Origin of the sequence: Anaerotruncus massiliensis (ex Togo et al. 2026) (genome assembly GCF_900199635.1) — a bacterium.
GTDB classification, from domain to species: domain Bacteria; phylum Bacillota; class Clostridia; order Oscillospirales; family Ruminococcaceae; genus Anaerotruncus; species Anaerotruncus massiliensis.
Window position 1 is genome coordinate 1,398,916 of record NZ_LT962687.1, and the last position, 23,540, is coordinate 1,422,455.

Genomic DNA, 23,540 nt, shown 5'->3' on the forward strand with positions numbered 1-23,540 from the left:
GTTCCGGGCCGATTGAAAAAGGAGGGACGCGCCGTGGGCTTCGACCGATATGTGCTGAGCGGCGGGAAACGCCTGCGGTGCGGCTATACGACCGGTTCCTGCGCGGCGGCGGCGGCGAAGGCCGCCGCCATCGCCCTGCTGGCGGGGGAGGCCCCCGCGCGGGTGGAGATCGGGACGCCGGAGGGCGTCCGGCTCGACCTGCCGGTGGAGGGCTGCGTGCTGGGACAGGGCTTTGCCCGGTGCGCCGTGCGCAAGGACGCGGGCGACGATATCGACGCGACCGACGGCGCGCTCGTCTGCGCCGAGGTGCGCCTCGGCGGGGAGGAGATCGTGGTCGACGGCGGCGAGGGGGTCGGGCGGGTCACCCGCGCGGGCCTCGAGCAGCCGGTGGGCGCGGCAGCCATCAACCGCGTCCCGCGGCTGATGATCGCGCACGAAGTGCGCGGCGCGCTCGAAGAGCGCGGCTGCCGTGCCGGGGCAGCGGTCGTGATTTCGGTCCCCGGCGGGGCCGAAATCGCGGCGCGGACCTACAATCCGCGGCTTGGGATCGAAGGGGGGATCTCGATCCTCGGGACGACGGGCATTGTCGAGCCGATGAGCGAGGCGGCGCTCGTGGATACGATCCGGGCCGAGCTGAAGGTGCTTCGCGCGGCGGGAAACGGCCCCGTGCTCGTGACCCCCGGCAGCTATGGGGAGAACTTCTCGCGGGACGCGCTCGGATTGAGGGCTTCCCGCGCGGTGCTCTGCAGCAACTTCGTAGGCGAGACGCTCGACTGCGCCGCCGTCCTCGGCTTTGAGGGGGTGCTGCTTGTCGGTCATCTCGGCAAGTTCGTGAAGCTCGCGGGCGGCATCTTCCAGACGCACTCCCGCGTCGCAGACGCGCGCATGGAGATTTTGGCGGCGCACGCCGCGCTGGCCGGTGCGGATTCGGCGCTGATCGGGGAACTGTTCGGCTGCGCCACGACCGACGCGGCGGCCGACCTGCTGGACGCGGCGGGGCTTCTGTCCCCGGTGATGCGTTCGGTGACGGAACGGGCGGAAAAGCAGGTCAAACGGCGCGCCGGGGAGCTTCTGGCGGAACTGGTGATCTACACCAACGCGCGGGGAATCCTGGGGCAGAGCGGGGGAGCGGCAGAAATGCTGGAACGGCTGAGGGAAACGGAGGCGGCAAAATGAACGGGACACTCTATGGCGTGAGCGTCGGGCCGGGCGACCCGGGGCTCATTACCGTCCGGGCGGTGGAGGTGATCCGCGCCTGCGGCGTGATCGCGGTGCCGCGCTCGTCGGACGGCGCGGAGCGGGTCGCGCTTGGGATCGCGGAAAACGCGGTGCCCGAACTCGGCAAAAAGGAGCTCGTCGAGCTTTCGATGCCGATGACGCGCGACCCGGACAGGCTCGAGGCCGCCCGCGCCGCCGCGGTGGAGTCATTGGCGGCGTATCTGCGCGCGGGAAGGGACGTCGCTTTCCTGACGATCGGGGACGTGACCGTCTATTCCACCTACGGCTACCTGCATGAGCGTGTAAAGGCAATGGGCTTTCCGGTGGAGATGATTGCCGGGGTGCCCTCCTTCTGCGCGGCGGCCGCCCGTCTGGGGGAGCCGCTCACCGACGCGGCAAAGCCCCTGCACATCATCCCCGCGCCCTACGAGGGCTTGGAGGAGGCGCTCGGCCTGCCGGGGACCAAGGTGCTGATGAAATCGGGGAAGTACTTCGGGGAGGTGCGGCGGCTGCTCGCCGGGCGCGGCGTTGACGCCCGGATGGTCGAGCGTTGCGGGCTTTCCGGCGAACGGGCCTACCGCTCGCTTGCCGACGCGCCCGAGGACGCGGGTTACCTTTCGATCATCGTGGTAAAGGAGTGACGGCCTGATGGTGCATTTTGTGGGGGCGGGCTGCGGCGCGCCCGACCTGATCACCCTGCGGGGACACCGGCTGCTGTCCGAGGCGGATGTCGTAATCTATGCGGGTTCCCTTGTGAACCCCGCCCTGCTCGGGGCTGTCAAGCCGGACTGTGAAATCCATGACAGCGCCGGGATGACTTTGGAAGAGGTGTTCGCGGTCATGCGGGCCGCCGAGGCCGGCGGGAAGACGACGGTGCGCCTGCACACGGGCGACCCCGCGCTCTACGGCGCAATCCGGGAGCAGATCGACCTGCTGAAGGAAGCGGGCATCCCCTATGACGTGACGCCGGGGGTCAGCGCCTTCAGCGGCGCGGCGGCTGCGCTCGGCGTGGAATATACGCTGCCCGGCGTCTCCCAGTCGGTCGTCATCACCCGGATGGCGGGCCGCACGCCGGTGCCCGAACGGGAGGAGATCGCCTCCTTCGCCGCCCATGGCGCGACGATGGTGGTCTTCTTGAGCGCGGGCCTGCTGCCCGCGCTGCGGGAGCGGCTGCTCGCGGGCGGATACCGGGAGGACACGCCCGCCGCGATCGTCTACAAGGCCTCGTGGCCGGATGAAAAATGCGTGGCCGGCACGGTCGGAGACCTGCCCGCGATGGCGGAGGAAAACGGCATTTCCCGTATGGCGCTCATCCTCGTCGGGGAGTTCCTCGGTGAACAGTACGACCGCTCAAAGCTCTACGACCCCGCCTTTTCCCACGGCTTTCGGGAGGCGGAACAATGAAGCTCGCGATCGCGGCGTTTACCGGACGGGGCGCGGAGCTGGCGAACCGGCTGGCGAAAGCTCTCGCGGACGCGGGGAGCCCCCCGCCCGAGGTCGCGGTTTTCGGGCGCGCGGGGGACCCCGGACGGAGCCTGCGCGACTGGACGGAAAGGGCGTTTTCCCACGCCGGCGGCATCGTGTTTGTCGGCGCGTGCGGCATCGCGGTGCGTGCGGTCGCGCCCTTCGTCAGGGACAAATTGACCGACCCGGCGGTCGTCGCGGTCGACGAACGGGGAAAATACGCCGTGGCGCTGCTGTCGGGGCACGCCGGGGGAGCGAACGCATTGGCGGCCAGGGTCGCCGATGCGGCCGGCGGAACGCCGGTCGTCTCCACCGCCACTGACCTCGCCGGGATTTTCGCCGTGGATGTGTGGGCGGCGGAGCGTTCGCTCCATCTCGGTGAGCGGGCGCTCGCCAAGGAGGTTTCGGCAGCGCTGCTTGCCGGAGAGACGGTCGGCTTCGCGTGCGACTTTCCCGTTGCGGGCGCGCTTCCCGCTGGGCTGGCGGACGGCTCCGCCGCGCTGGGAATCTGCGTCACGCTCGACGCGGCAAAGGAGCCCTTTCTGCGCACCCTGCACGCCTTTCCGCGCGTCGTGACGGTCGGGGCCGGCTGCCGCAGGGGCATTTCCGCGGAAATGTTCGAGCGGGAAATCCTCGAGGCGCTCGGCGATGCCAGGATTCCGCTCGCGGCGGTCCGCCAGCTCGCGACGATCGACCGCAAGGCGGAGGAACCCTGTATCCTGGCGTTCTGCGAAAGGTACGGCCTGCCGCTCGCGGCCGCCTCCGCGGAGGCGCTTTCCGCCCTCGAGGGGGAGTTCACACCGTCGGAGTTCGTGCGCGGGACGGTGGGCGTGGACAACGTCTGCGAACGCGCGGCGCTTTACGCGTCGCGGGAAGGGCGCGTCATCATGAAAAAACATGCTGCGGGCGGCGTGACGGCCGCTGCCGCGGTGGACCGCTGGACCTGCGGGTTCGGGGAGGAAACAGGATGAAAAAGCTCTATGTCGTGGGGCTGGGCCCCGGCGACGAACAGAATATGACCGGCCGCGCGCGCGCGGCGCTCGAAGAGAGCGAGGTCATCGTGGGCTACACGGCCTATGTCGACCTCATCCGCGCCCGTTACCCGGAAAAGGCGTTCCTCGCCACCGCGATGCGCGGGGAGGTGGAGCGCTGCCGCATGGCGCTGGAGGCGGCCTGCGGGGGCAGGACCGTCGCGGTGGTGTCGAGCGGGGACGCCGGGGTCTACGGCATGGCGGGGCTCGTCTACGAGCTCGCACAGGGGTACGACCCCATCGACATCGAGGTGGTGCCGGGCGTGACGGCCGCGTGCAGCGGCGCGGCGCTGCTCGGCGCGCCGCTCATCCACGACTTTGCGGTCATCTCGCTCAGCGACCTGCTCACCCCGTGGGAGCTGATTGAACGGCGGCTCGACGCGGCGGGCAGAGCGGACTTCTGCATCTGCCTTTACAACCCGGCGAGCCGCCGCCGCGCCGGCTACCTGCGGCGCGCGTGCGACATCCTGCTGCGCAGCCGTGCGCCCGAAACGGTCGCGGGGCTTGTGCGCAACGCGGGGCGGGCGGGGGAGTCCGCCCGCGTGCTGACCCTTGGGGAGCTGCGGGAGGCGCAGGCGGATATGTTCACGACCGTGTTTGTCGGCAACTCCCAGACCAAGAAACTGAGCGGCGGCATGGTGACGCCGAGGGGGTACCGGGATGCCTAATTTCTTTGTGTTTGCCGGGACCACCGAGGGCAGGCGGCTGGTGGAGTTTCTCAGCCGGTGCGAGGGGACGAACGTCTGCGCGGGGGTCGCCACCGAATATGGAAAGACCCTGCTCCCCGAGGGGGTGCAGGTCTTTGCCGAGCGACTGGACGCGGAGGGAATGGCCTCCCTGCTTCAATCGCTGCGGTTTGACTGCGTGGTCGACGCGACCCACCCCTATGCCGCCCTTGCGACCGAAAATATCCGCGCCGCCTGCGCGGCGACCGATACCCGGTACCTGCGTCTCTCCCGGCCGTCGAACACGCCTGAGGGCTGCGTCTATGTCGAGAGCGCCGAGCGCGCGGCGGAGGTGCTCGCCGCCACGACGGGCAAGGTGCTGCTCACCACCGGCAGCAAGGAGCTGGACGCGTTCGTGCGGGTGCCGGGTTACCAGGAGCGCATCTACCCGCGGGTGCTGCCGACCGTCGAATCGGTGCAGCGGTGCCTCGCTCTGGGTTTCCGGGTGCAGAACGTCATTGCGATGCAGGGGCCCTTCTCCCGCGAGATGAACGGGGCCACGATGCGTCAGATCGGCGCGTCGATCCTGGTGACCAAGGAGTCGGGCGACGCGGGCGGTTTTTCCGAAAAGCTCGGCGCGGCGCGGGACGCGGGCGCGGTGGCCGTCGTGATCGGCAGGCCGCGCGAGGAGAGCGGTCTGCCCTACGAGGACGCGGTGGAGGCGCTCACCCGCGACTTTGCCCTGCGGCCGGCGGACGCGGAAGCGGAACCTGCGGCGTATTTCCCGCTCTTCTCCAGGCTGTCGAACTGCAAGATCGCGCTCTTCGGGGGCGGTGCGGCCGCCCTCTCGAGCGCTGCCGCGCTGCTGCCCTTCTGTCCGGGGCTTGTGGTGATCACGCCGCAGCCGTCCGCCGAGCTCGAGTCGCTCGGCGTGCAGATCGTGCGGCGCGCCTACATGAAGGGGGACTGCGCGGGATGCCGGATCGTGATCGCCGCGACCGACAACCCCGACGTCGACCAGGCGATCTGTGAGGAGGCGCGCGCGGCGGGGATTCCCGCCGACGTGCCCGGTTCGCCCGAGCTGTGCGATTTTTATCTGCCCGCCCTGCTGCGGCGCGGCGGCGTGGTCGTCGGCGTGTCGGCGGGCGTGGACGAAAAGAAGCGCGCGCGGGAGATCGCGCGGGAGCTTTCCGGGCGGCTGGACCAGATCCTGCCCGGTCCGGAGGCGGACCATCGGGAATGAACGGCGAGAGGAGGGGAACGCGGTGAAAGTTTACGTGATCGGGATGGGCGTGGGGAATCCCGCCCTGCTGACGGGGGAGGCGCTGGACGCGGCGAAAAGCTGCCGGGTGCTCGTCGGCGCGCGGCGTCTGCTGGAGGCGTTTCCCGGCGCCGCGCAGAAAATAGAGGCCTCCTCGCCCGCGCGGATGGCCGAGGCGGTCCGCGCGCACGAGGGCCCCGCGGGCGTGCTTGTCTCGGGGGACGTCGGGTTTTACAGCGCGGCGCGAAGCCTCGGGGCCCTGCTGCCGGAGGCCGAAATCCGATTTCTTCCGGGAATCTCCAGCTTGCAGTATTTCTGCGCGCGGCTGGGGACCGCGTGGGACGACGCGCGGGTCGTGAGCCTGCATGGACGCGACTGCGACTTCTGCGGGATCGCCGCGTCCAGCCCCAAGGTGTTCGCGCTGACGGGCGGCGAAAACAGCCCCGGCGCGCTCTGCGCCCGGCTTCGGGAAGCCGGGCTCGGCGCGGTGCGGGTGGAGGTCGGCGAACGGCTCTCCTACCCGGACGAGCGCGTCACGGGCGGGAACGCGGCGGAGCTCGCGGGACGGGCGTTCGACCCGCTGAGCGTCATGCTGGTACGGAACCCGGACGCGCGGCCGCTTCCGGCGGCCCATGGCCTGCCGGACGGCGCGTTTTTGCGCGGCGGGACGCCGATGACCAAAGAGGAGGTCCGCGCCGTCTCGGTCGCGAAGCTGCGCCTGCGGCGGGGGATGACCGTCTGGGACGTGGGCGCCGGCACCGGCTCGGTGAGCGTCGAGATCGCGCGGGTGCTCGGGGAAGGCGCGGTCTATGCCGTCGAACGGGAGCCGGATGCGCTCGCGCTGATCGAACAAAACCGCGCGAAATTCGGCCTTTGGAACCTGCGCCCGGTGGCGGGGAGCGCGCCCGGCGTACTGGGGGAGCTTCCCGCGCCCGACGCCGTCTTCGTCGGCGGCTCGTCGGGGAACCTCGCGGAGATCGTCGGCGCGGCGCTCGAAAAAAATCCCGGCGCGCGGATCGTCGTGAACGCCGTCACGCTCGAGACGGTCACGGAGGCGCTCGGCTGCTTCGGGCGGCTTTCCCTGAGGGAGCCCGACGCGGTGCAGCTTTCGGTCTCCCGCGTGCGGGAAGCCGGGCATTACCACATGATGCAGGCCCAGAACCCCGTGTGGGTCCTGAGCGCGGGAGGGAGCGAATGACGGTCCAGTTTCCGCGCCTGCTGGTCGCCGCGCCCGCGAGCGGCAGCGGCAAAACGACGGTCACCTGCGCGCTGCTGCGCGCGCTGGCCGGGCACGGCCGACGGGCGGCCGCGTTCAAGTGCGGGCCCGACTACATCGACCCGATGTTCCACCGGGAGAGCGTCGGCGCGGCCTATTCCGCCAATCTCGACCTCTTTCTTTCCGACGGGGACACGGCGCGCCGCCTGCTCGCGAAGGGCGCGGAGCATGCGGATATCGCCCTCATCGAGGGCGCGATGGGCTATTATGACGGGATTGCGGTTTCGTCCGACGCGTCGGCCTACGCCGTCGCCCGCGCGACCGGTGCGCCCGTCCTGCTCGTCGTCTCCTGCCGGGGGATGGCGGCCTCCGTTGCCGCACAGGTCAGAGGCTTTACAGGCTACCGGCCCGACGCAAACATCGCCGCGGTGCTGCTCAATCACCTTTCCGCCGCGCGCTACCCCGAAGTAAAGGCGCTCGTCGAGCGGGAATGCGGCGTCCCGGTCGCCGGGTACCTGCCGCCGATGCCCGGCTGCGCGTTTGAAAGCCGCCACCTCGGCCTCGTGACCGCCGGGGAGGCCGCGGAGCTCGGGCGGAAGCTGGACGAGCTCGCCGGGGCGCTGGAACGGACGGCGGACCTGCCGATGCTGCTCCAGATCGCGGAATCCGCGCCGCCGCTCTCCTATGAACCGCCTTGTCTGTCCCGCGTTGAGGGAAAGCCCCGGATCGCCGTGGCGCGGGACGCGGCGTTCTGTTTTTACTACGAGGATACCCTTTCGCTGCTGCGGGAGATGGGGGCGGAGCTTACCTTTTTCAGCCCGCTTTCGGACGCGACGCTGCCGGAGGGCGCGGGCGGGCTCCTGCTCGGCGGCGGATACCCCGAGCTGTACGCGGAAACGCTCTCCCGCAACGAACCGATGCGCCGCGCGGTCAGGGCCGCGATCGAGGGCGGGATGCCCGCCATCGCGGAGTGCGGCGGTTTTTTGTACCTGCACCGGAGCCTTGAGGATGCGGACGGGAACGCCCATGCGATGGCGGGCGTGATCGCGGCGGAGGGTTTCCGGACCGGGCGGCTCGGGCGGTTTGGGTATGTGACGCTCACCGCGCGGGAGGAGAACCTGCTCTGCGGCGCGGGGGAGACGCTGCGCGCGCATGAATTCCACTATTGGGACAGCACCGGCCCGGGCGCCGCCTTTGCGGCACAAAAGCCGCAGAGCTCCCGCGGCTGGGACTGCGTACACGCGGGGAGGACCCTCTACGCGGGGTTCCCGCACCTCTATCTGGCGGGCGCGCCAAAGGCCGCCGAGCGCTTTCTGCGCGCGGCTGCCGACTACCAAAGGGGATGAGACGGATGAATCTGGAAGAAGCACTCAGGCAGATCACCCCGCCCGACGAACGGGCCGGGCAGGAAGCAAAGGCGCGGTGGGACAGCATCGCAAAGCCGCTCGGGAGCCTCGGGCTGCTGGAGGAGGCGGTCATCCGCATCGCGGCGCTCACCGGAAGCGCGCGGGTGGAGCTGGACAGGCGATGCGCGGCCGTCTTCTGCGCCGACAACGGCGTGGTCGCCGAGGGCGTGACCCAGACGGGCAGCGAGGTGACCGCCGTCGTGGCGGAGAACTTCACGCGCGGGGACGCGAGCGTCTGCGCGATGGCGCGCGCCGCGCGCTGCGACGTGATTCCCGTGGACATCGGCGTCGCGCGCGACCTGTCGGGAGAGGGGCTCGTCGTCCACAAGCTCGGCTACGGGACGGGCAACATCGCCCGCGGCCCCGCGATGACGCGGGAGCAGGCGCTCGACGCGCTGTCCTTCGGGATTTCCCTCGTGGGGGAACTGAAGCAGAAGGGCTACCGGATCATCGCCACGGGTGAGATGGGCATCGGCAACACCACGACGAGCAGCGCGGTGACCGCCGCGCTCCTCGGCCTTCCGGCCGAGGAGGTGACGGGGCGCGGCGCGGGACTCACGAGCGAGGGGCTCGCCCATAAGATCAAAACGGTCGAACGTGCGCTCGTCGTCAACCACCCCGACCCGAACGACGGTGTCGACGTGCTCGCCAAGGTGGGCGGCTTCGATCTCGCGGGGCTGGCGGGCGTCTTTCTGGGCGGCGCGGTCCACCGCGTGCCCGTGCTGATCGACGGGTTCATTTCGGCGGCGGCGGCGCTGGCCGCGGCGCGCATCTGCCCCGCCGTGAAAAAGGCGATGCTCGCCTCCCATCTCTCCGACGAGCCCGCGGCGGCGCTGGTGCTCGGCGCGCTCGGCCTGCGCCCGCTCATCACGGCGGGCATGTGCCTCGGCGAGGGGACGGGCGCGGTGGCGGCGCTGCCGCTCCTCGACATGGCGCTGGCCGTCTACCGGGAGATGAGCACCTTCCGGGAGATCGAGATCGACGCCTACCAGCCGCTCAGTTAGGTGGGCGGGGTGCTGACGCTGATCATCGGCGGGGCCGCGAGCGGAAAATCGGAATATGCCGAGCATCTCGCGGCGGCGGCCCCCGGGCCGCGCGTCTACCTCGCCACGATGCGCCGCCACGACGCGGAGTGCGAGGCGCGGATCGAAAAGCACCGCGCCGCCCGCGCGGGGCGCGGATTTGTCACCTGCGAGCGGGAGGCCGGCCTTTCGGGGCTGGCGCTCCCGGCCGGGACCCGAACGGTGCTGCTGGAGGACCTCGGCAATCTCGCCGCCAACGAGCTCTACGGCGGCGCGGGGGAGGGGGCGTTTGACGCGGCGCTCGCGGGGATCGACGAACTTTGCGTGCGGGCCGCGCGGGTCTATGTCGTCTCCAACGAGGTCTTTTCCGACGGCGCGCCCTACGACCCCGGTACACGGCGCTATATCGAACTGCTCGGCGCGCTCAACCGGGCGCTTGCCGCGCGGGCGGACCGGGTCGTGGAGGTCGTCTGCGGGATACCGCTCATCTGGAAGGGAGGAACAACGGAATGAAAAAGCTGCTGCGCTCGCTGGCGATGGCCTTTTCGATGTATTCCATCCTCCCGGCTCCGCGCGTCGAATGGAAAGCGGAGAACATGCGATACGCCTTCTGCTTTTTCCCGCTGATCGGCGTCGTGATCGGCGCGGCGGAATTCGGCTGGCTGTGGCTCTGCCGCCTCTTTGGCGTCGGGCCGGGGCTGACCGCCGCCGTCGCCACGGCGATCCCCGTCCTGCTCTCGGGCGGCATCCACCTCGACGGGTTCTGCGACACCTCCGACGCGCTCGCCTCCCACGCCCCGGCCGAACGCAAGCTCGAGATCATGAAGGACCCGCATATCGGCGCCTTCGGCGTGATGGCCTGCGTCCTCTGCCTGCTGCTCACCTTCGGCCTGTGGACCCAGTACCGCTTTCATCCGCGCACGGCGGGGATGCTGGCGCTGGGATTTGTGCTCTCCCGGTCGCTCAGCGGGCTCACGGTCGTCTCGATGCGCTGCGCCAAGCCGGGCGGGCTGGCCGCCCTCTTTTCGGAAAACGCCGCGAAGGGGCGGGTGCGCGTTCTGCTGGCGGCGCTGGCGCTCCTCTGCGCCGCCGCGATGCTGGCGCTTTCCCCGTCGGCGGGCGCGGCGGGCCTGCTCGCGGCGCTGGTGGTGCTGCTGCACTACCGCTGGCTCGCCTACCGCTGCTTCGGCGGGATCACCGGCGACCTCGCCGGGTATTTTTTGACGGTGTGCGAGGCGGCGATCCTCGCGGCGGTCGTGCTCTTTGAGGGGGTGCTGCTGTGAAGCTGGTGATCGGAGGCCGCGCGCAGGGAAAGTGCGCGCTCCTGCTCGCGCGGGAGGGGCTGTCGCCCGCCGACGTGTGCGACGGGGAGACCTGCCCGCTCAATCCGCCGCCCGAAACGCCCGTCATCAATCACGTGCACCTGCTGGCGCGGCGGCTGCTCGAGGCGGGGCGCGACCCGGTGGAAATTCTGGCGCGCTATGCCGACGCGCACCCGGACGCGATCTTTATCAGCGACGAGGTCGGCTGCGGCGTGGTGCCGCTCGACCCGTTTGACCGCGCATGGCGGGAGGCGGCGGGGAGAGTCTGCTGCATGCTCGCGGAGAAAAGCGATACCGTCCTGCGCGTCTATGCGGGCATCCCGGCGGTCATCAAGGGGGGAGAGGCGTGAAGATCATTTTCATCCGTCACGGTCCCACCCCGGGGAACCTCGCGCGCCGCTATATCGGGAGCACCGACGAGCCGCTCGCGCCCGGGGCCCTGCCGGGCTGCCCCGCCCCGGCGGCGGAGCGGGTCTACGTGAGCCCGCTGCTCCGCTGCCGCCAGACGGCGGCGCTCCTCTATCCCGCCGTAGCGCCGGTAACGGTGCCCGACCTGCGCGAATGCGACTTCGGCGCGTTTGAAAATAAGAGCTATGAGCAGCTTCAAAACGATCCCGCCTACCGCGCGTGGATGGACGACCGCACCGGGACGCTCGCGCCGCCCGGCGGGGAGGACACCGCCGCCTTCCGGCGGCGGTGCTGCCGCGCCTTTGAGGAGATCGTGGAAAGCTGCCTCGCAAACGGCGTCTCCTCGGCGGCGTTCGTCGTGCACGGCGGCACGATCATGGCGGTGATGGAGCGGTTCGCCGAGACGGATTCCCCGCGCGGCTTCTACGACTGGCAGCCGGAAAACTTCGGCGGCTGGACCGCGTGCACGACGCGGGAGCTCTGGCGGGACCGCCGGGTCCTCACCGGCGTGCGGAAGCTGGGGGAGGGCGCCGCCGATGCTTGACCGGGTGATCGCCATCGGGCTGGGATTTCTGCTCGACGCGGCCTTGGGGGACCCGCACGGGTTCCCGCATCCCGTTCGGTGGATCGGGCGACTGATCTCCGCGCTGGAAAAATTTCTGCGCGCCCGCTTCCCCAAATCGCCGCGCGGCGAACGGACGGCGGGGCGGCTGCTCGCCCTGCTGACCGTCCTCATTTCGGCGGGCGCGGCGTGGGGGCTGCTGTGGTTTTCGCGGCGCCTTCTGGGCCGGTGGGCCGCACTCGCGGTAGAAACGGTCCTCTGCTACTGGCTTATCGCCGCGCGCTCCCTGCGCGACGAGAGCATGAAGGTCCACGCCGCGTTTGCGGCGGGCGACCTGCCCGGTGCGCGGCGGGCCGTTTCGATGATCGTCGGGCGGGACACCGCCATGCTCTCCGAAGAGGGGGTCGCCAAGGCGGCGGTCGAGACGGTCGCGGAGAACACGGGCGACGGGGTCGTCGCGCCGCTCTTTTTCCTCGCGCTCGGCGGCGCGCCGCTCGGCTTCCTCTACAAGGCGGTCAACACCCTCGACTCGATGGTCGGCTACAAAAACGACCGCTACCGGGAGTTTGGACGCTGCTCCGCGAAGCTCGACGACCTTCTCAACTGGATTCCCGCGCGGCTTTCCGCGCTCCTCATGATCGCGGCCGCCGCCCTCTGCGGGCTTGACGCGCGCGGCGCGGCGCGCATTTGGCGGCGGGACCGCCGAAACCACCAGAGCCCCAACAGCGCGCAGACCGAGGCGGCCTGCGCCGGCGCGCTGGGGGTGCGCCTCGCGGGGGACGCCTGCTACGGCGGCGTACCCGTAAAAAAGCCCACGATCGGCGACAGCCGCCGCGCCGTGGAGCCGGAGGACATCCGGCGGGCCAACCGGCTGATGTACGGGACCTCCCTGCTGGCACTGGGGATGTTCCTCTCGGTAAAAATACTGATTTTATACCATCTATAAAGGAGAACACATGGACAGACAGCTTCACGGCGGCGATACCTACGGGCATCCGTCCGCGCTCGACTTTTCCTCCAACACAAGCCCGCTCGGGCTTCCGGAGAGCGTCCAAGCGGCGCTTGCCGGTTCGGTCGGCGACTGGGACGGCTATCCCGACCCGCTCTGCCGCGACCTGACGGCGGCGATTGCGGCGGCGGACGGAGTGCCCGCCGCGTGGGTCCACTGCGGCAACGGCGCGGCAGACCTCATCTTCCGCGTGGCGCAGGCGTTAAGGCCCCGCCGCGCGCTCACGCTCGCGCCCACCTTTTCGGAGTACGAATACGCCCTCGCGGCGGCGGGGTGCGAGACGGCCTTCCATCCGCTGCACGAGAAGGACAACTTCGCGCTGACCGACACGATCCTGGGCAAGCTGAGCCCCGCGCTCGACCTCGTGATGCTCTGCAACCCCAACAACCCCACCGGCCAGCCCGCCGACGGGGAGCTGCTGCGCCGCATCCTCAAAAAATGCGCCGACTGCAAGATCACGCTTGTGGTCGACGAGTGCTTCGTGCCCTTCCTTGACGAGCCGGAGGCGCACACCCTCAAGGGAGAGCTCGCGGCGCATGGGAATCTCATCCTCCTGCGGGCGTTCACCAAGCTCTACGCGATGGCGGGCCTGCGGCTCGGCTATCTGCTCTGCGCGAACCCTGAGACGATCGAGGCGGTCTGCGCCTGCGAGCCGCCGTGGAACGTCTCGCTGCCCGCGCAGACGGCGGGGATCGCCGCCCTCGCGGACGGGGAGTACGTCTCCCGCGTGCGGGAGGTCGTCAAGGCGGAGCGGAAATACCTCGCCGGGGAGCTGCAAAAGCTCGGCCTGCGGGTGCTTGGGTCGCGGGCGAACTACCTCTTCTTCAAGTGCAACGCCTGCCGCGACCTCGACGCGCTGCTCGAACAGCGCGGCATCCTCATCCGTCCGTGCGGCAATTTCCGGGGACTGGACGAGCGGTTTTACCGCGCGGCGGTCAAGACGCACGCGCAGAACGAGCGGCTGGTCGAGGCGCTTACGGAGATTTTGAAGGGGGCGTAGGCTTGGCGAAGGCGATCATGGTGCAGGGGACCTCGTCGGGCGCGGGCAAGAGCCTGCTGGTGGCCGCGCTCTGCCGGATCTTCCGGCAGGACGGCTATTCCGTCGCGCCCTTCAAATCGCAGAACATGGCGCTCAACTCCTTCATCACCGACGAGGGGCTCGAGATGGGCCGCGCGCAGGTGGTGCAGGCCCAGGCAGCGGGGATCGCGCCGTCGGTGCGCATGAACCCCATCCTGCTCAAGCCCTCCTCCGACACCGGTTCGCAGGTGATCGTGAACGGCGAGGTGCTCGGCGACATGAGCGCCGCCGAATATTTTAAAAGGAAGCGGGAACTCGTCCCGAAGGTCGTGGAGGCGTATGAATCGCTCGCGGCGCAATACGACGTGATCGTACTTGAGGGTGCGGGCAGCCCGGCGGAAATCAACCTCAAGGCGGAGGACATCGTCAATATGGGCATGGCGCGGCTTGCCAAGGCGCCCGTCCTGCTGGCGGGGGACATCGACCGGGGCGGGGTGTTCGCCTCGCTGGCGGGCACCGTCATGCTGCTGGAACCGGACGAGCGCGCGATGGTGCGGGGGCTCGTCATCAACAAATTCCGCGGCGACCGGGAGATTCTGCGGCCGGGGCTCGACCAGATCGCGGACATCACCGGCGTGCCGGTCGTGGGCGTGGTGCCCTGGCTCGACGTTGACATCGACGACGAGGACAGCCACTCCGAGCGGCTCACGGGCCGCGGCGGCCCTGCGCTTGTCGACATCGCGGTCGTGCGCCTGCCCCGCATCGCCAACTTCACCGATTTCGCCCCGCTCGAGCGGATCCCCGGCGTCTCGGTGCGGTATGCCGCGTCGCCTGCCGCGCTGGGAAATCCCGACCTCATCGTCCTGCCGGGCAGTAAGAACACGATGGAGGACCTTCTGTGGCTGCGGCAGAACGGGCTGGAGGCCGCCGTCAAAAAGCACGCGGCGGCGGGCGGCGCGGTGCTGGGCATCTGCGGCGGCTACCAGATGCTCGGCGAGCGCCTCGCAGACCCCGACGGGGTCGAGCACGGCGGGACGCTCTGCGGCCTCGGCCTGCTGCCCGTCCGGACGGTGTTCGCCAAAGAAAAGACCCGTACCCGCGTGACGGGCCGCTTTGAAAGGGCGGAAGGGATTTTTTCCGGGCTTTCGGGCGCGGCGTTCGAGGGCTACGAAATCCACATGGGCCGCACGGAGCGGGACTGCCCGCCGCTGATGGAGCTGCGTACCGGGCGGGGAGAAGGGAAGCCGGACGGCGCGTCGCGCGGGAATGTCTGCGGCAGCTATGTGCACGGGCTCTTCGACAGCGGCGAGACCGCCGCCGCGCTGGTGTGCTGCCTCTGTAAGGCAAAAGGGCTTGACACATCCGATATCGCGGCCGTCGATGCGAAGTCCTACCGGGAGGCGCAGTACGACAAGCTCGCGGCGGCGGTGCGGGAGAGCCTCGACATGGGCGCGGTCTACAAAATTTTGGAGGAAGGCATATGAACAGGGGGCTGATCCACATCTACTGCGGCGACGGCAAGGGCAAGACGACCGCCGCGATCGGGCTTGCGGTGCGCGCCGCCGGACGGGGCATGCCGGTGCTGATCGCGCAGTTTCTAAAGGGGAGGGAGAGCGGCGAGCTGCACGCGCTCGCGAAAATCCCCGAAATCACCCTTCTGCGCGGCAAGGCGGGTGACAAGTTCACCTTCCAGATGGACGAGCGGGAGCTCCAGCAGACCTACGACGAGAACAGCAAGCTCCTGCTTTCCGCCGTGGAGGCGGCGCGGGCGGGGGATTGCAGGCTGCTGGTCCTCGACGAGATCATGGGGGCGCTCTCGACCGGGACGGTGGACGCCGACCTGCTGCGCAGCTTTGTCGAGCGAAAGCCGGCGGAACTCGAGCTGGTCCTCACCGGCCGCAACCCGCCCGACTGGCTGGTCGAGGCGGCCGATTACGTCTCGGAGATCCAAAAGCGAAAACACCCCTTCGACCGGGGAATTCCCGCGCGCGAGGGAATCGAACTGTGAGGGACGCCATGAAACGAGAACTGGAACATCTGCTGCCCGCCGACATCGAGCGGCGCAGCTTCGAGATTATTTCGGCGGAGCTGGAGGGGCGGGGGATCGCGCTTTTGGAGGAGACGGCCCCCATCGTCAAGCGGGTCATCCACACGACCGCCGACTTCGATTACGCGGAAAGTCTCGTCTTTTCGCCCGGCGTTGTGGAGACGGCGCGCGCCGCGCTGCGCGCGGGCGCGGCCGTCGTGACCGACACGCAGATGGCGCGCGCGGGGATCAACAAGACCTCCCTCGCCCGGTTCGGCGGGGAGGTCCGCTGCTTCATGTCCGACCCGGACGTGGCCGCCGGGGCAAAGGAAAACGGCACGACCCGCGCCGTCGCGTCGATGGACAAGGCCTCCGCGCTGCCGGGGCCGCTCCTCTTCGCGGTCGGCAACGCCCCCACGGCGCTCATCCGCCTCTGCGAGCTCGTTTCCGATGGAAATCTACAGCCCGCGGCGGTGATCGGCGTGCCGGTGGGGTTCGTAAATGTCGTCGAGGCCAAGGAGCTGCTGCTCGAAAGCGGCGTCCCCTGCATTGTTGCGCGAGGGCGCAAGGGGGGCAGCAACGTCGCCGCCGCAATTGTGAACGCCCTGCTCTACGGAATGGAAGGCGGCCGGTAAACACATAAAAAAGGGGCGCGGAACCGCTTTGGTTCCGCGCCCCTTTCTGCATTGGCGGATTATTTGAGGATCGCCTTGAACCGCTCCATCGCTTCGGCGGTCTGCTCCCGGCTGGAAAATCCGGTAAGGCGGAAATACCCCTCGCCGTTGACACCGAAGCCCGCGCCCGGCGTGCCGACGACGGCGGCGTTTTCGAGCAGGTAGTCGAAGAACTCCCACGACTTCATGCCGTTCGGGCATTCCATCCAGATGTAGGGGGAGTGGATGCCGCCGAAGTAGCGGATGCCCAGCTCGGAAAGGGTGTCGGCGATGAGGCGGGCGTTCGCCTTGTAGTAACCGACCATCTCGCGCGACTGGCGCACGCCCTCGTCGGAGAAGACGGCGGCCGCGCCGCGCTGGATGATGTAGGAGACGCCGTTGAACTTGGTGGTCTGCCGGCGGAGCCACATGCGGTTGAGGGAGAGCGTCTCGCCGTCGGAGGCGCGCATCGTCAGCTCCCTGGGCACCACGGTGTAGGCGCAGCGGGTGCCGGTGAAGCCGGCCGTTTTGGAGAGGGAGCAGAACTCGATCGCGCATTTCTTTGCGCCCTCGACGGCGAAGATGCTGCGGGGGAGGCTGTCGTCCCCGATGAATGCCTCATAGGCCGCGTCGAAGAGGATGACCGCTTTGTGTTCGAGCGCGTAGGCGACCCACGCCTTCAGTTGGTCGAGGGTATAGACCGCGCCGGTCGGGTTGTTGGGGGAGCAGAGGTAGATGAGGTCGGCGTGGATGTCGGAATTGGGCATCGGCAGAAAGCCGTTTTCAGCGTTGGCATTGAGGTAGAGAACCTCGCGGCCGTCCATGACGTTGGTGTCGACGTAGACGGGGTAGACGGGGTCGGGGATAAGCACGACGTTGCCGACGTCGAACAGGTCGGTGATGTTGCCGACATCGCTCTTCGCGCCGTCGCTGACGAAAATCTCGTCCGGGTCGAGGGAGACGCCATGCCCGGCGTAATAGCCCTGAATGGCGCCGCGCAGGAAATCGTAGCCCTGCTCGGGGCCGTACCCGTGGAAGGAGGCGGCGTTCGCCATCTCGTCGACCGCGCCGTGCAGGGCGGAGACGACCTCGGGCATGAGCGGGAGGGTCACGTCGCCGATTCCCATCCGGATGATCTTTTTGTCGGGATGCGCCGCCGTAAAGGCGTTCACCCGCTTTGCGATATCGGAAAACAGGTAACTCTCCTTGAGGTTCTGGTAGTGTTCATTGAGCTTTGGCATCGTTCATCACTCCTGTTGAGATATCAAAAATGCCCGCCGCGCGTCAGCGTACCGGGCATTTTTCAGTCGCTTTATAGATCGATTTCCATCACGCCGTCGAAGACGTGGGCGGCGGGGCCCTCCATCAGGACGGTGAAGTCCTCCCGGCAGGTGATTTTCAGTTCGCCGCCGCGCAGGCGCACGGTGACCTCGTCGCCGGCGTCGCAGTGCCCGTTGACGACCGCCGCGACGACCGCTGCGCAGGCGCCGGTGCCGCATGCGAAGGTCTCGCCGCTTCCGCGCTCCCACACCCGCATTTTGAGAGTCTGACGGTCGACGAGCTCGATAAATTCAGTGTTGATGCGGTCGGGGAATTTCTCGTGGTTTTCAAAGAGGGGGCCGATGTCCTCGAGCGGCAGGTCCTCCACGTCGTCGCAGAAGATGACGGCGTGGGGATTTCCCATCGAGACGCAGGTGACGAGAAAGACCTCCCCGTGCACAAGCATCGGCTGGCTGACAAAGTCGTCGTAATCGGTTTCGACGGGGATATCCCTGGCGCGCAGGGACGCCCTGCCCATATCGACCCGCACGGTCGACACCTTTCCATCATCCTCCAGCGTGAGCTCAAGCGTCTTGACGCCGCTTCTGGTGTCGATCTGCAAGGTTTTGCGGTCGGTGAACCCGCGGTCATAGACGTATTTCCCGACGCATCGGATGGCGTTGCCGCACATCTTTCCCTCCGAGCCGTCGGCGTTGAACATGCGCATCTCAAAATCCGCCCGGTCGGAGGGGCAGATGAGGATGAGGCCGTCGGAGCCGACGCCGAAGTGGCGGTCGCTCACGATGCGCGCCACCTCCTCCGGGTGCTTGAGCTTGTGCTCGAGGCAGTTGACGTAGATATAGTCGTTCCCGAGGCCGTGCATCTTGGAAAAATGTAGCTTCAATTCCTTCGTTCCTCCATGGTTTCGGCGGACGGCTGCCGTCCGGTTCTTCCAAAGGCTTCTTCTGACTCTTTATTTTAACGCAAACCTTCACTCTTGTAAAGTGAAAAAAGCGGCGGCTTGTGCGCGGGGGACGTTTATGCTACAATATCCGCATGACAGACAGCCCCGCCGCCCGCTCTGCGGCAGGCGCGGAGGCGGAAGAAAAGAGGAGACTTTTCAGATGAAGAAGCTGAGGACATCCCAGCTGACCGCGCGTTTTTCCTCGCCGTTGGAGGCCGTTTGGGAGGCCGTGACCGATAACACCGATTTTTCCTGGCGCAGCGATCTTGACCATATCGATACCAAGCCGGACGGCGTCACCTTCGTGGAATACCCCAAAAAGGGGAGCGAGACGGTCTTTACAATCACCGAAAAGCAGCCGGGGCGGCTCTACGCCTTCCACATGGAGCACGCGATGTTCACCGGAGAATGGACGGGCGAGTTCTCCAAAACGGAGGACGACGGTACCGAGGTGGTCTTTACCGAGCGGCTCACCATCCGCAATCCGGCGGTCTGGCTGCTCTCCTACCTGCTGATGGACCTGCGCGGGATGCAGGAGGCGTATGCGCGCGACCTGCGGCGGAAACTGGGGGAGAGCGATGAAAAAGATTGACGTCTTCGATTCGACCCTGCGGGACGGCGCGCAGGGGGAGGGGGTCTCCTTCTCGGTCGAGGATAAGCTCGCCATCGCGCGGGCGCTCGACCGGGCGGGGGTCGACTATATCGAGGCGGGCAACCCCCACAGCAACCCGAAGGACGAGGAGTTTTTCCGCCGCGCCGCCGGCGAGCTCCGCCTTTCCCACGCGCGGCTGGTGGCGTTCGGCTCGACCCGCCGCAGGGACTCGTCGGCCGGGGAGGACAAAAACGTCGCCGCCCTGCTTGAGACGGGGACGGCCTGCGTCGCGGTTTTCGGCAAGGCGAGCGAATGGCAGGCCCGCGAGGTGCTCGGCACCACGCCGGAGGAAAACCTCCGGATGATCGCCGACACGGTGGCGTATCTGGCCGAGGCGGGCAGGCGGGTCTTTTTCGACGCGGAGCATTTTTTCGACGGGTATAAGCACAACCCGCTCTACGCCATGCAGGCGCTCAAGGCGGCCGCCGACGCGGGCGCCTGCAAGCTCATCCTCTGCGATACGAACGGCGGGTGCTTCCCCGACGAGATCCGGGCGATCACCGCGGAGGCGGTCAAGGCCTTCCCCGGAAAGATCGGCATCCACTGCCACGACGACACCGGCTGCGCCGTCGCGGACACCCTGGCGGCGGTGAAGGCCGGCGCGGACCATGTGCAGGGGACCTATATCGGCTTTGGGGAACGGTGCGGCAACACGAACCTCTCCACCGTGATCGCGGATCTGCAGCTCAAGCTCGGCTTCCAGTGCGTCCCGGCCGACTGCATCGCCCGGATGACGGGCGCGGCGCGGATCATTTCCGAGATTTCCAACGTGCGCCTCTCCCATTCGATGCCCTATGTCGGCAAGAGCGCCTTCGCCCACAAGGGCGGGATGCACGTCGACGGGGTGAAAAAGAACCCCTCCGCCTTTGAGCATGTCGACCCCGCCGCGGTGGGGAACCACCGGCAGATCCTGCTTTCCGAGGTGAGCGGGCGCAGCGCGCTGATCGCGAAGATCAGCGAGGTCGTCCCGGGGCTCACCAAGAATTCCCCCGAGCTTGAGACGCTGGTCGGGGAGCTCAAGGAGCTGGAGTTCCAGGGTTACCAGTTCGAGGCGGCGACCGCCAGCTTCGAGATGGTGGTGCTCAAGGAACTGGGAAGGTTCCGTCCCTTCTTCGCCCTCGAGCTGTTCCGGATCATCGGCGAACAGGACAGCGCGGACCGGCACATGGCCTCCGCGATGGTCAAGGTGCGGGTGGGCGACCGCTATGAGATCACCGCCGACGAAGGCGACGGCCCGGTCCACGCGCTCGACCGCGCGCTGCGCAAGGCGCTCGAGGTCTTTTACCCGAACCTCGCGGGGGTCCGCCTCATCGACTACAAGGTGCGCGTCATGGACACCGGGAAGGCGACCGCCGCGATGGTGCGCGTCCTGATCGAATCGTCCGACGGGGAGAACGCCTGGACGACGGTCGGCGTGTCCACCGACATCATCAACGCCTCCATCCGGGCGCTCGTCGACTCGATGGAGTATAAGCTCTACCGCGATTCCCTCAAGCGGGAGGCGCCCTGACGGGCGAAACCGGACACGAAAAAGAGGACCGGGCGTAAGCCCGGTCCTCTTTTTCGTTCATGCCGTTTATTCCTTGCCGATGATGCGGTCCGCGACGTAGAGCCCGTTGGCGGACGCCTGCGAGAGGGAGCGGGTGAAGCCCGCGCCGTCGCCGACGGCGTAGATGCCGGGGCAGCCGTCGATCTCGAAATCGGTGCACTTGGGGCGCGCCGAATAGTATTTGCACTCGATGCCGTAGAGGAGGGTGTCGTAGTTGGCGGTGCCGGGGGAGATCTGGTCGAGCGCGTGGAGGGTCTCGACGATGTTGTCGAGCTGTCGCTTGGGCATGCAGAGGCTCAAATCGCCCGGTACGGCGGAAAGGGTGGGGCGCACGGTGCCCTGACGCAGGCGTTTCTCATCGGTGCGCCGGCCGAGCTCGAGGTCGCCGAGCCGCTGGACGAGCACGCTGCCGCCGCTGATGAGGTTGGCCAGGCTCGCGACGTGGCGGGCGTATTCGATCGGCTCGCGGAAGGGCTGGGTGAAGTTGGTGGTCGAGAGCAGCGCGAAATTGGAGTTCTGCGTCTTGCGCGCCTCGTCGCGGTAGGCGTGGCCGTTGACGGTCAGGACCCCGTTGGTGTTCTCGGTGACGACCTGACCGCGGTCGTTGAAGCAGAACATGCGGATGATGTCGCCGTAGCCCTTCGAGCGGTAGCGGATTTTCGGCTCGTAGATCTTCTTCGCAAAGTCCTCCCACACCATCGAGGGCAGCTCGACGCGCACGCCGACGTCCACCTGGTTGTTGTGCAGGGGGATGTCGTTCTCCTCGCACCAGGCGGAGAAGAAGCGGCTGCCCGCGCGGCCGACGGCGAAGATGATCTTGCCGGCCTCGACGGCCTGCTCGCCCTCCGCGGTTTTGACGGTGAGGATGTGGGACTCCCGGTCCACGCCGACCACGTCCGCGCCGGTGTGGATTTCCACCCGCTCGGCGAGCGCGTGAATGAGCTTTTTCATCGTCTCGAAGTTGGAGTCGGTGCCCAGGTGCTTGAGCTGGGCCTGGCTCATGTGCAGGTCGTATTCGAGGCAGCGTTTCTTAAGCTCGTTGCTCGGCTGGAACCGCTCGGTTGTCGCGCCGAATTTGACGAGGATCTGATCCGCCTGCTCGATGTAATCGAGCACCGTCTCGTCGGGGAGGAACTCGGTGAGCCAGCCGCCGTATTCGGTACTGATCACGTATTTGCCGTCCGAAAAGGCGCCCGCGCCCGCGAGCCCCTCCATGATGGCGCAGGATTTGCACTTGACACAGGTGCTCACCTTTTTGGTGATGATCGGGCAGACGCGCTTTTCGATGGGGCTGCCCTTTTCAAACAGCGCGACCGAAAGGGAGGGCGCGCGTTCCGAAAGGCGCCACGCGGCCATCAGGCCGCCGATGCCGCCGCCGATGATGGCGATGTCATACTGCTTTTTCACGTGATCAGTCTCCTTTGTTTTGTTTGCGCAGGTGCACCCGGAAGGCGGGCGTCGTCATCAGGCGGGAGCGGCGCTTTTTGTGCAGCGCGGTGTTATAGACCTTGAGCACGTATTCCGCAAGGTTGACCGCGCCGCTCTGCTGGACCGAGCGCCGAGCGGAGGCGCGCAGGGCGGAGAGCCTGTCCGCCGGCATGGTTTTGAGCATGCGGATCTTGTCCGCCATGTCCTGCGCGTCGTGGAAGATGTAGCCGTTGACCCCGTCGCGCACCTGCCCCTCGTTGAGCGGATCGATGATCTGCAGGACGGGCAGGCCCATCGCCATCCCCTCGAGCATGGAGATGGAATCGGTGTCGGAGGTGGAGGCGGTGATATAGAAGTCGCACGTCCCCACATAGGGCGGCATGTCCGTGTGGAGCACCTTGCCCGCGAAGGTGACCATGTCGGTGATGCCCAGACGGACGGCCTGTTCCTCCAGCTCCTCCCGGCAGGGGCCGTCCCCGATGACGAGCAGCCGGATGTTTTCCTCCGGCCGGATGGTTTTTTTCCAGTAGTCGAGCAGCAGGTCGACGCTCTTCTCCCGGCCGAGCCGCCCGACGAAGAGGCCGACCGTTTCGCCGTGCTGATAGCCGAATTTTTCACGGAAGGCGTTCTTCTTTTCCTCCGGGATCTTTCCGGGATCGAACATGTCGAGGTCGACGGGGTTCGGGATCACGTTGACCGGCTTATAGACGCCCGCCTTGCGGAAGTATTCCTCGCATTTTTTGGAGGGCCCGGTGACCTCCTGCGCCAGCTTCGCGAACAGCTTGGTATACTGGTGGGAAAATTTCGTCGCGGCCGGTACGAGCGGCTGGGGCGCGATATAATAGATGTACTCGTCGTACATCGTGTGCAGCGTGTAGACGAGCGCGACGCGCAGCACCTTGGCGATCATCATCCCCGACAGCCCGATGCCGAACTCGTTGTGGATATGGATGACGTCGGGACGGAACTGATAGACGTATTTGAGCCGCGTGGTGGAGAGCGGCATGGCCACGCCGTAGCCGTAGAAGCGCTTGGAGGTGTGGGCGGGGCAGTGGAGGACGCCGTCGGAGACATAGTGCCGGCGCGCGGAGGCGTCGGCGGTGACGATCAGGACCTCGTGCCCGAGCTGTTCCAGCCCGTCCTTGAGGGATTTGACGTGGGTGACGACCCCGTTGACATGGGGGAGGTAGGTTTCTGTAAAAAGTGCAACACGCATGGTACACGCTCCTGTTCCTTTGGCGTTGTGGTCTGCGGATGCGGATTCAGGCAGCTGCCGGATGATCGCGGGCCCGCTGAGGATAGAACGAGTTTCCACGCGGGATGACTTCACTTGTAACGGCCGCAGATGGGCCCTGTCTTTCATTAGTATAACAATTTTGCACGCAGAAAGCAAATCCCGCCGCCCC

Annotated in this window: 24 protein-coding genes; 20 read left to right on the forward strand and 4 right to left on the reverse strand. The window is 67.6% G+C overall.

Annotation, left to right across the window (positions count from 1 at the left end; translation table 11 throughout):
• Nucleotides 1–33: 33 nt before the first annotated feature.
• From cbiD to C1A13_RS07115, 18 genes are read left to right on the forward strand one after another with little or no spacing between them, the layout of a single operon-like run.
• Nucleotides 34–1,176: a cobalt-precorrin-5B (C(1))-methyltransferase CbiD gene (gene cbiD, locus C1A13_RS07030; protein WP_101550495.1), complete on the forward strand. Its 1,143-nt coding sequence runs from the start codon at nucleotides 34–36 to the stop codon at nucleotides 1,174–1,176.
• Nucleotides 1,173–1,859, forward strand: coding sequence for a precorrin-2 C(20)-methyltransferase (gene cobI / locus C1A13_RS07035; protein ID WP_101550498.1), 687 nt, complete (start codon nucleotides 1,173–1,175; stop codon nucleotides 1,857–1,859). Before cbiD ends, cobI begins: the two co-directional genes overlap by 4 nt.
• 7 nt (nucleotides 1,860–1,866) lie before the next feature.
• Nucleotides 1,867–2,622, forward strand: a complete 756-nt coding sequence (gene cobM / locus C1A13_RS07040; RefSeq protein WP_101550499.1) for a precorrin-4 C(11)-methyltransferase — start codon at nucleotides 1,867–1,869, stop codon at nucleotides 2,620–2,622.
• Nucleotides 2,619–3,653 (forward strand): cobalt-precorrin 5A hydrolase, encoded by a 1,035-nt coding sequence (locus tag C1A13_RS07045; RefSeq protein WP_101550501.1) that lies wholly within the window; start codon nucleotides 2,619–2,621, stop codon nucleotides 3,651–3,653. Before cobM ends, C1A13_RS07045 begins: the two co-directional genes overlap by 4 nt.
• Nucleotides 3,650–4,381: a precorrin-3B C(17)-methyltransferase gene (cobJ, locus tag C1A13_RS07050; protein WP_101550503.1), complete on the forward strand. Its 732-nt coding sequence runs from the start codon at nucleotides 3,650–3,652 to the stop codon at nucleotides 4,379–4,381. Before C1A13_RS07045 ends, cobJ begins: the two co-directional genes overlap by 4 nt.
• Nucleotides 4,374–5,621, forward strand: coding sequence for a precorrin-6A reductase (cobK, locus tag C1A13_RS07055; protein WP_101550505.1), 1,248 nt, complete (start codon nucleotides 4,374–4,376; stop codon nucleotides 5,619–5,621). Before cobJ ends, cobK begins: the two co-directional genes overlap by 8 nt.
• Before the next feature lie 22 nt (nucleotides 5,622–5,643).
• Entirely contained in the window at nucleotides 5,644–6,837 is a 1,194-nt protein-coding gene (cbiE, locus tag C1A13_RS07060) for a precorrin-6y C5,15-methyltransferase (decarboxylating) subunit CbiE (RefSeq protein WP_101550507.1), read from the forward strand.
• Nucleotides 6,834–8,201, forward strand: coding sequence for a cobyrinate a,c-diamide synthase (locus C1A13_RS07065; protein WP_101550509.1), 1,368 nt, complete (start codon nucleotides 6,834–6,836; stop codon nucleotides 8,199–8,201). Before cbiE ends, C1A13_RS07065 begins: the two co-directional genes overlap by 4 nt.
• A 5-nt stretch (nucleotides 8,202–8,206) precedes the next feature.
• Complete coding sequence (gene cobT, locus C1A13_RS07070) at nucleotides 8,207–9,265, forward strand: nicotinate-nucleotide--dimethylbenzimidazole phosphoribosyltransferase (RefSeq protein WP_101550510.1); 1,059 nt, start codon at nucleotides 8,207–8,209, stop codon at nucleotides 9,263–9,265.
• Nucleotides 9,266–9,274: 9 nt separating this feature from the next.
• Nucleotides 9,275–9,796: a bifunctional adenosylcobinamide kinase/adenosylcobinamide-phosphate guanylyltransferase gene (locus tag C1A13_RS07075; protein ID WP_101553207.1), complete on the forward strand. Its 522-nt coding sequence runs from the start codon at nucleotides 9,275–9,277 to the stop codon at nucleotides 9,794–9,796.
• The gene (locus C1A13_RS07080) at nucleotides 9,793–10,566 is read left to right on the forward strand and encodes an adenosylcobinamide-GDP ribazoletransferase (protein WP_101550512.1); all 774 of its coding nucleotides are present in this window, start codon (nucleotides 9,793–9,795) and stop codon (nucleotides 10,564–10,566) included. The genes C1A13_RS07075 and C1A13_RS07080 overlap by 4 nt, the downstream gene beginning before the upstream one ends.
• Entirely contained in the window at nucleotides 10,563–10,955 is a 393-nt protein-coding gene (locus tag C1A13_RS07085; protein WP_101550514.1) for a bifunctional adenosylcobinamide kinase/adenosylcobinamide-phosphate guanylyltransferase, read from the forward strand. Before C1A13_RS07080 ends, C1A13_RS07085 begins: the two co-directional genes overlap by 4 nt.
• Nucleotides 10,952–11,557 (forward strand): histidine phosphatase family protein, encoded by a 606-nt coding sequence (locus tag C1A13_RS07090; protein WP_172439205.1) that lies wholly within the window; start codon nucleotides 10,952–10,954, stop codon nucleotides 11,555–11,557. The genes C1A13_RS07085 and C1A13_RS07090 overlap by 4 nt, the downstream gene beginning before the upstream one ends.
• Entirely contained in the window at nucleotides 11,550–12,521 is a 972-nt protein-coding gene (gene cbiB / locus C1A13_RS07095) for an adenosylcobinamide-phosphate synthase CbiB (RefSeq protein ID WP_101550518.1), read from the forward strand. The genes C1A13_RS07090 and cbiB overlap by 8 nt, the downstream gene beginning before the upstream one ends.
• Nucleotides 12,522–12,531: 10 nt before the next feature.
• Nucleotides 12,532–13,584 carry a pyridoxal phosphate-dependent aminotransferase gene (locus C1A13_RS07100; protein WP_101550520.1) on the forward strand — a complete coding sequence of 351 codons (1,053 nt, stop codon included), beginning with the start codon at nucleotides 12,532–12,534 and terminating at the stop codon, nucleotides 13,582–13,584.
• A gap of 2 nt (nucleotides 13,585–13,586) precedes the next feature.
• Nucleotides 13,587–15,086: a cobyric acid synthase gene (locus tag C1A13_RS07105; RefSeq protein ID WP_101550522.1), complete on the forward strand. Its 1,500-nt coding sequence runs from the start codon at nucleotides 13,587–13,589 to the stop codon at nucleotides 15,084–15,086.
• Nucleotides 15,083–15,610 (forward strand): cob(I)yrinic acid a,c-diamide adenosyltransferase, encoded by a 528-nt coding sequence (locus C1A13_RS07110; protein ID WP_101550524.1) that lies wholly within the window; start codon nucleotides 15,083–15,085, stop codon nucleotides 15,608–15,610. Before C1A13_RS07105 ends, C1A13_RS07110 begins: the two co-directional genes overlap by 4 nt.
• Nucleotides 15,611–15,618: 8 nt before the next feature.
• Nucleotides 15,619–16,263: a precorrin-8X methylmutase gene (locus C1A13_RS07115; protein ID WP_101550526.1), complete on the forward strand. Its 645-nt coding sequence runs from the start codon at nucleotides 15,619–15,621 to the stop codon at nucleotides 16,261–16,263.
• A 59-nt stretch (nucleotides 16,264–16,322) separates the two neighbouring features.
• On the opposite strand, the gene C1A13_RS07120 is transcribed toward C1A13_RS07115, so the two are convergent.
• Both C1A13_RS07120 and dapF read right to left on the reverse strand, forming a co-directional pair.
• Entirely contained in the window at nucleotides 16,323–17,522 is a 1,200-nt protein-coding gene (locus C1A13_RS07120; RefSeq protein WP_101550528.1) for an LL-diaminopimelate aminotransferase, read from the reverse strand.
• Between the two features lie 71 nt (nucleotides 17,523–17,593).
• Nucleotides 17,594–18,424 carry a diaminopimelate epimerase gene (dapF, locus tag C1A13_RS07125; protein ID WP_242970896.1) on the reverse strand — a complete coding sequence of 277 codons (831 nt, stop codon included), beginning with the start codon at nucleotides 18,422–18,424 and terminating at the stop codon, nucleotides 17,594–17,596.
• A gap of 241 nt (nucleotides 18,425–18,665) precedes the next feature.
• Here dapF and C1A13_RS07130 point away from each other — a divergent pair, with 241 nt between their 5' ends.
• Together C1A13_RS07130 and cimA are read left to right on the forward strand one after the other, a co-directional pair.
• Nucleotides 18,666–19,097, forward strand: a complete 432-nt coding sequence (locus C1A13_RS07130; protein WP_101550532.1) for an SRPBCC family protein — start codon at nucleotides 18,666–18,668, stop codon at nucleotides 19,095–19,097.
• Nucleotides 19,084–20,667: a citramalate synthase gene (gene cimA / locus C1A13_RS07135; RefSeq protein WP_101550534.1), complete on the forward strand. Its 1,584-nt coding sequence runs from the start codon at nucleotides 19,084–19,086 to the stop codon at nucleotides 20,665–20,667. Before C1A13_RS07130 ends, cimA begins: the two co-directional genes overlap by 14 nt.
• A gap of 66 nt (nucleotides 20,668–20,733) precedes the next feature.
• On the opposite strand, the gene C1A13_RS07140 is transcribed toward cimA, so the two are convergent.
• Nucleotides 20,734–22,113 (reverse strand): NAD(P)/FAD-dependent oxidoreductase, encoded by a 1,380-nt coding sequence (locus tag C1A13_RS07140; protein ID WP_101550536.1) that lies wholly within the window; start codon nucleotides 22,111–22,113, stop codon nucleotides 20,734–20,736.
• Between the two features lie 4 nt (nucleotides 22,114–22,117).
• Complete coding sequence (locus C1A13_RS07145) at nucleotides 22,118–23,350, reverse strand: glycosyltransferase (RefSeq protein WP_101550538.1); 1,233 nt, start codon at nucleotides 23,348–23,350, stop codon at nucleotides 22,118–22,120.
• Nucleotides 23,351–23,540: the final 190 nt, after the last annotated feature.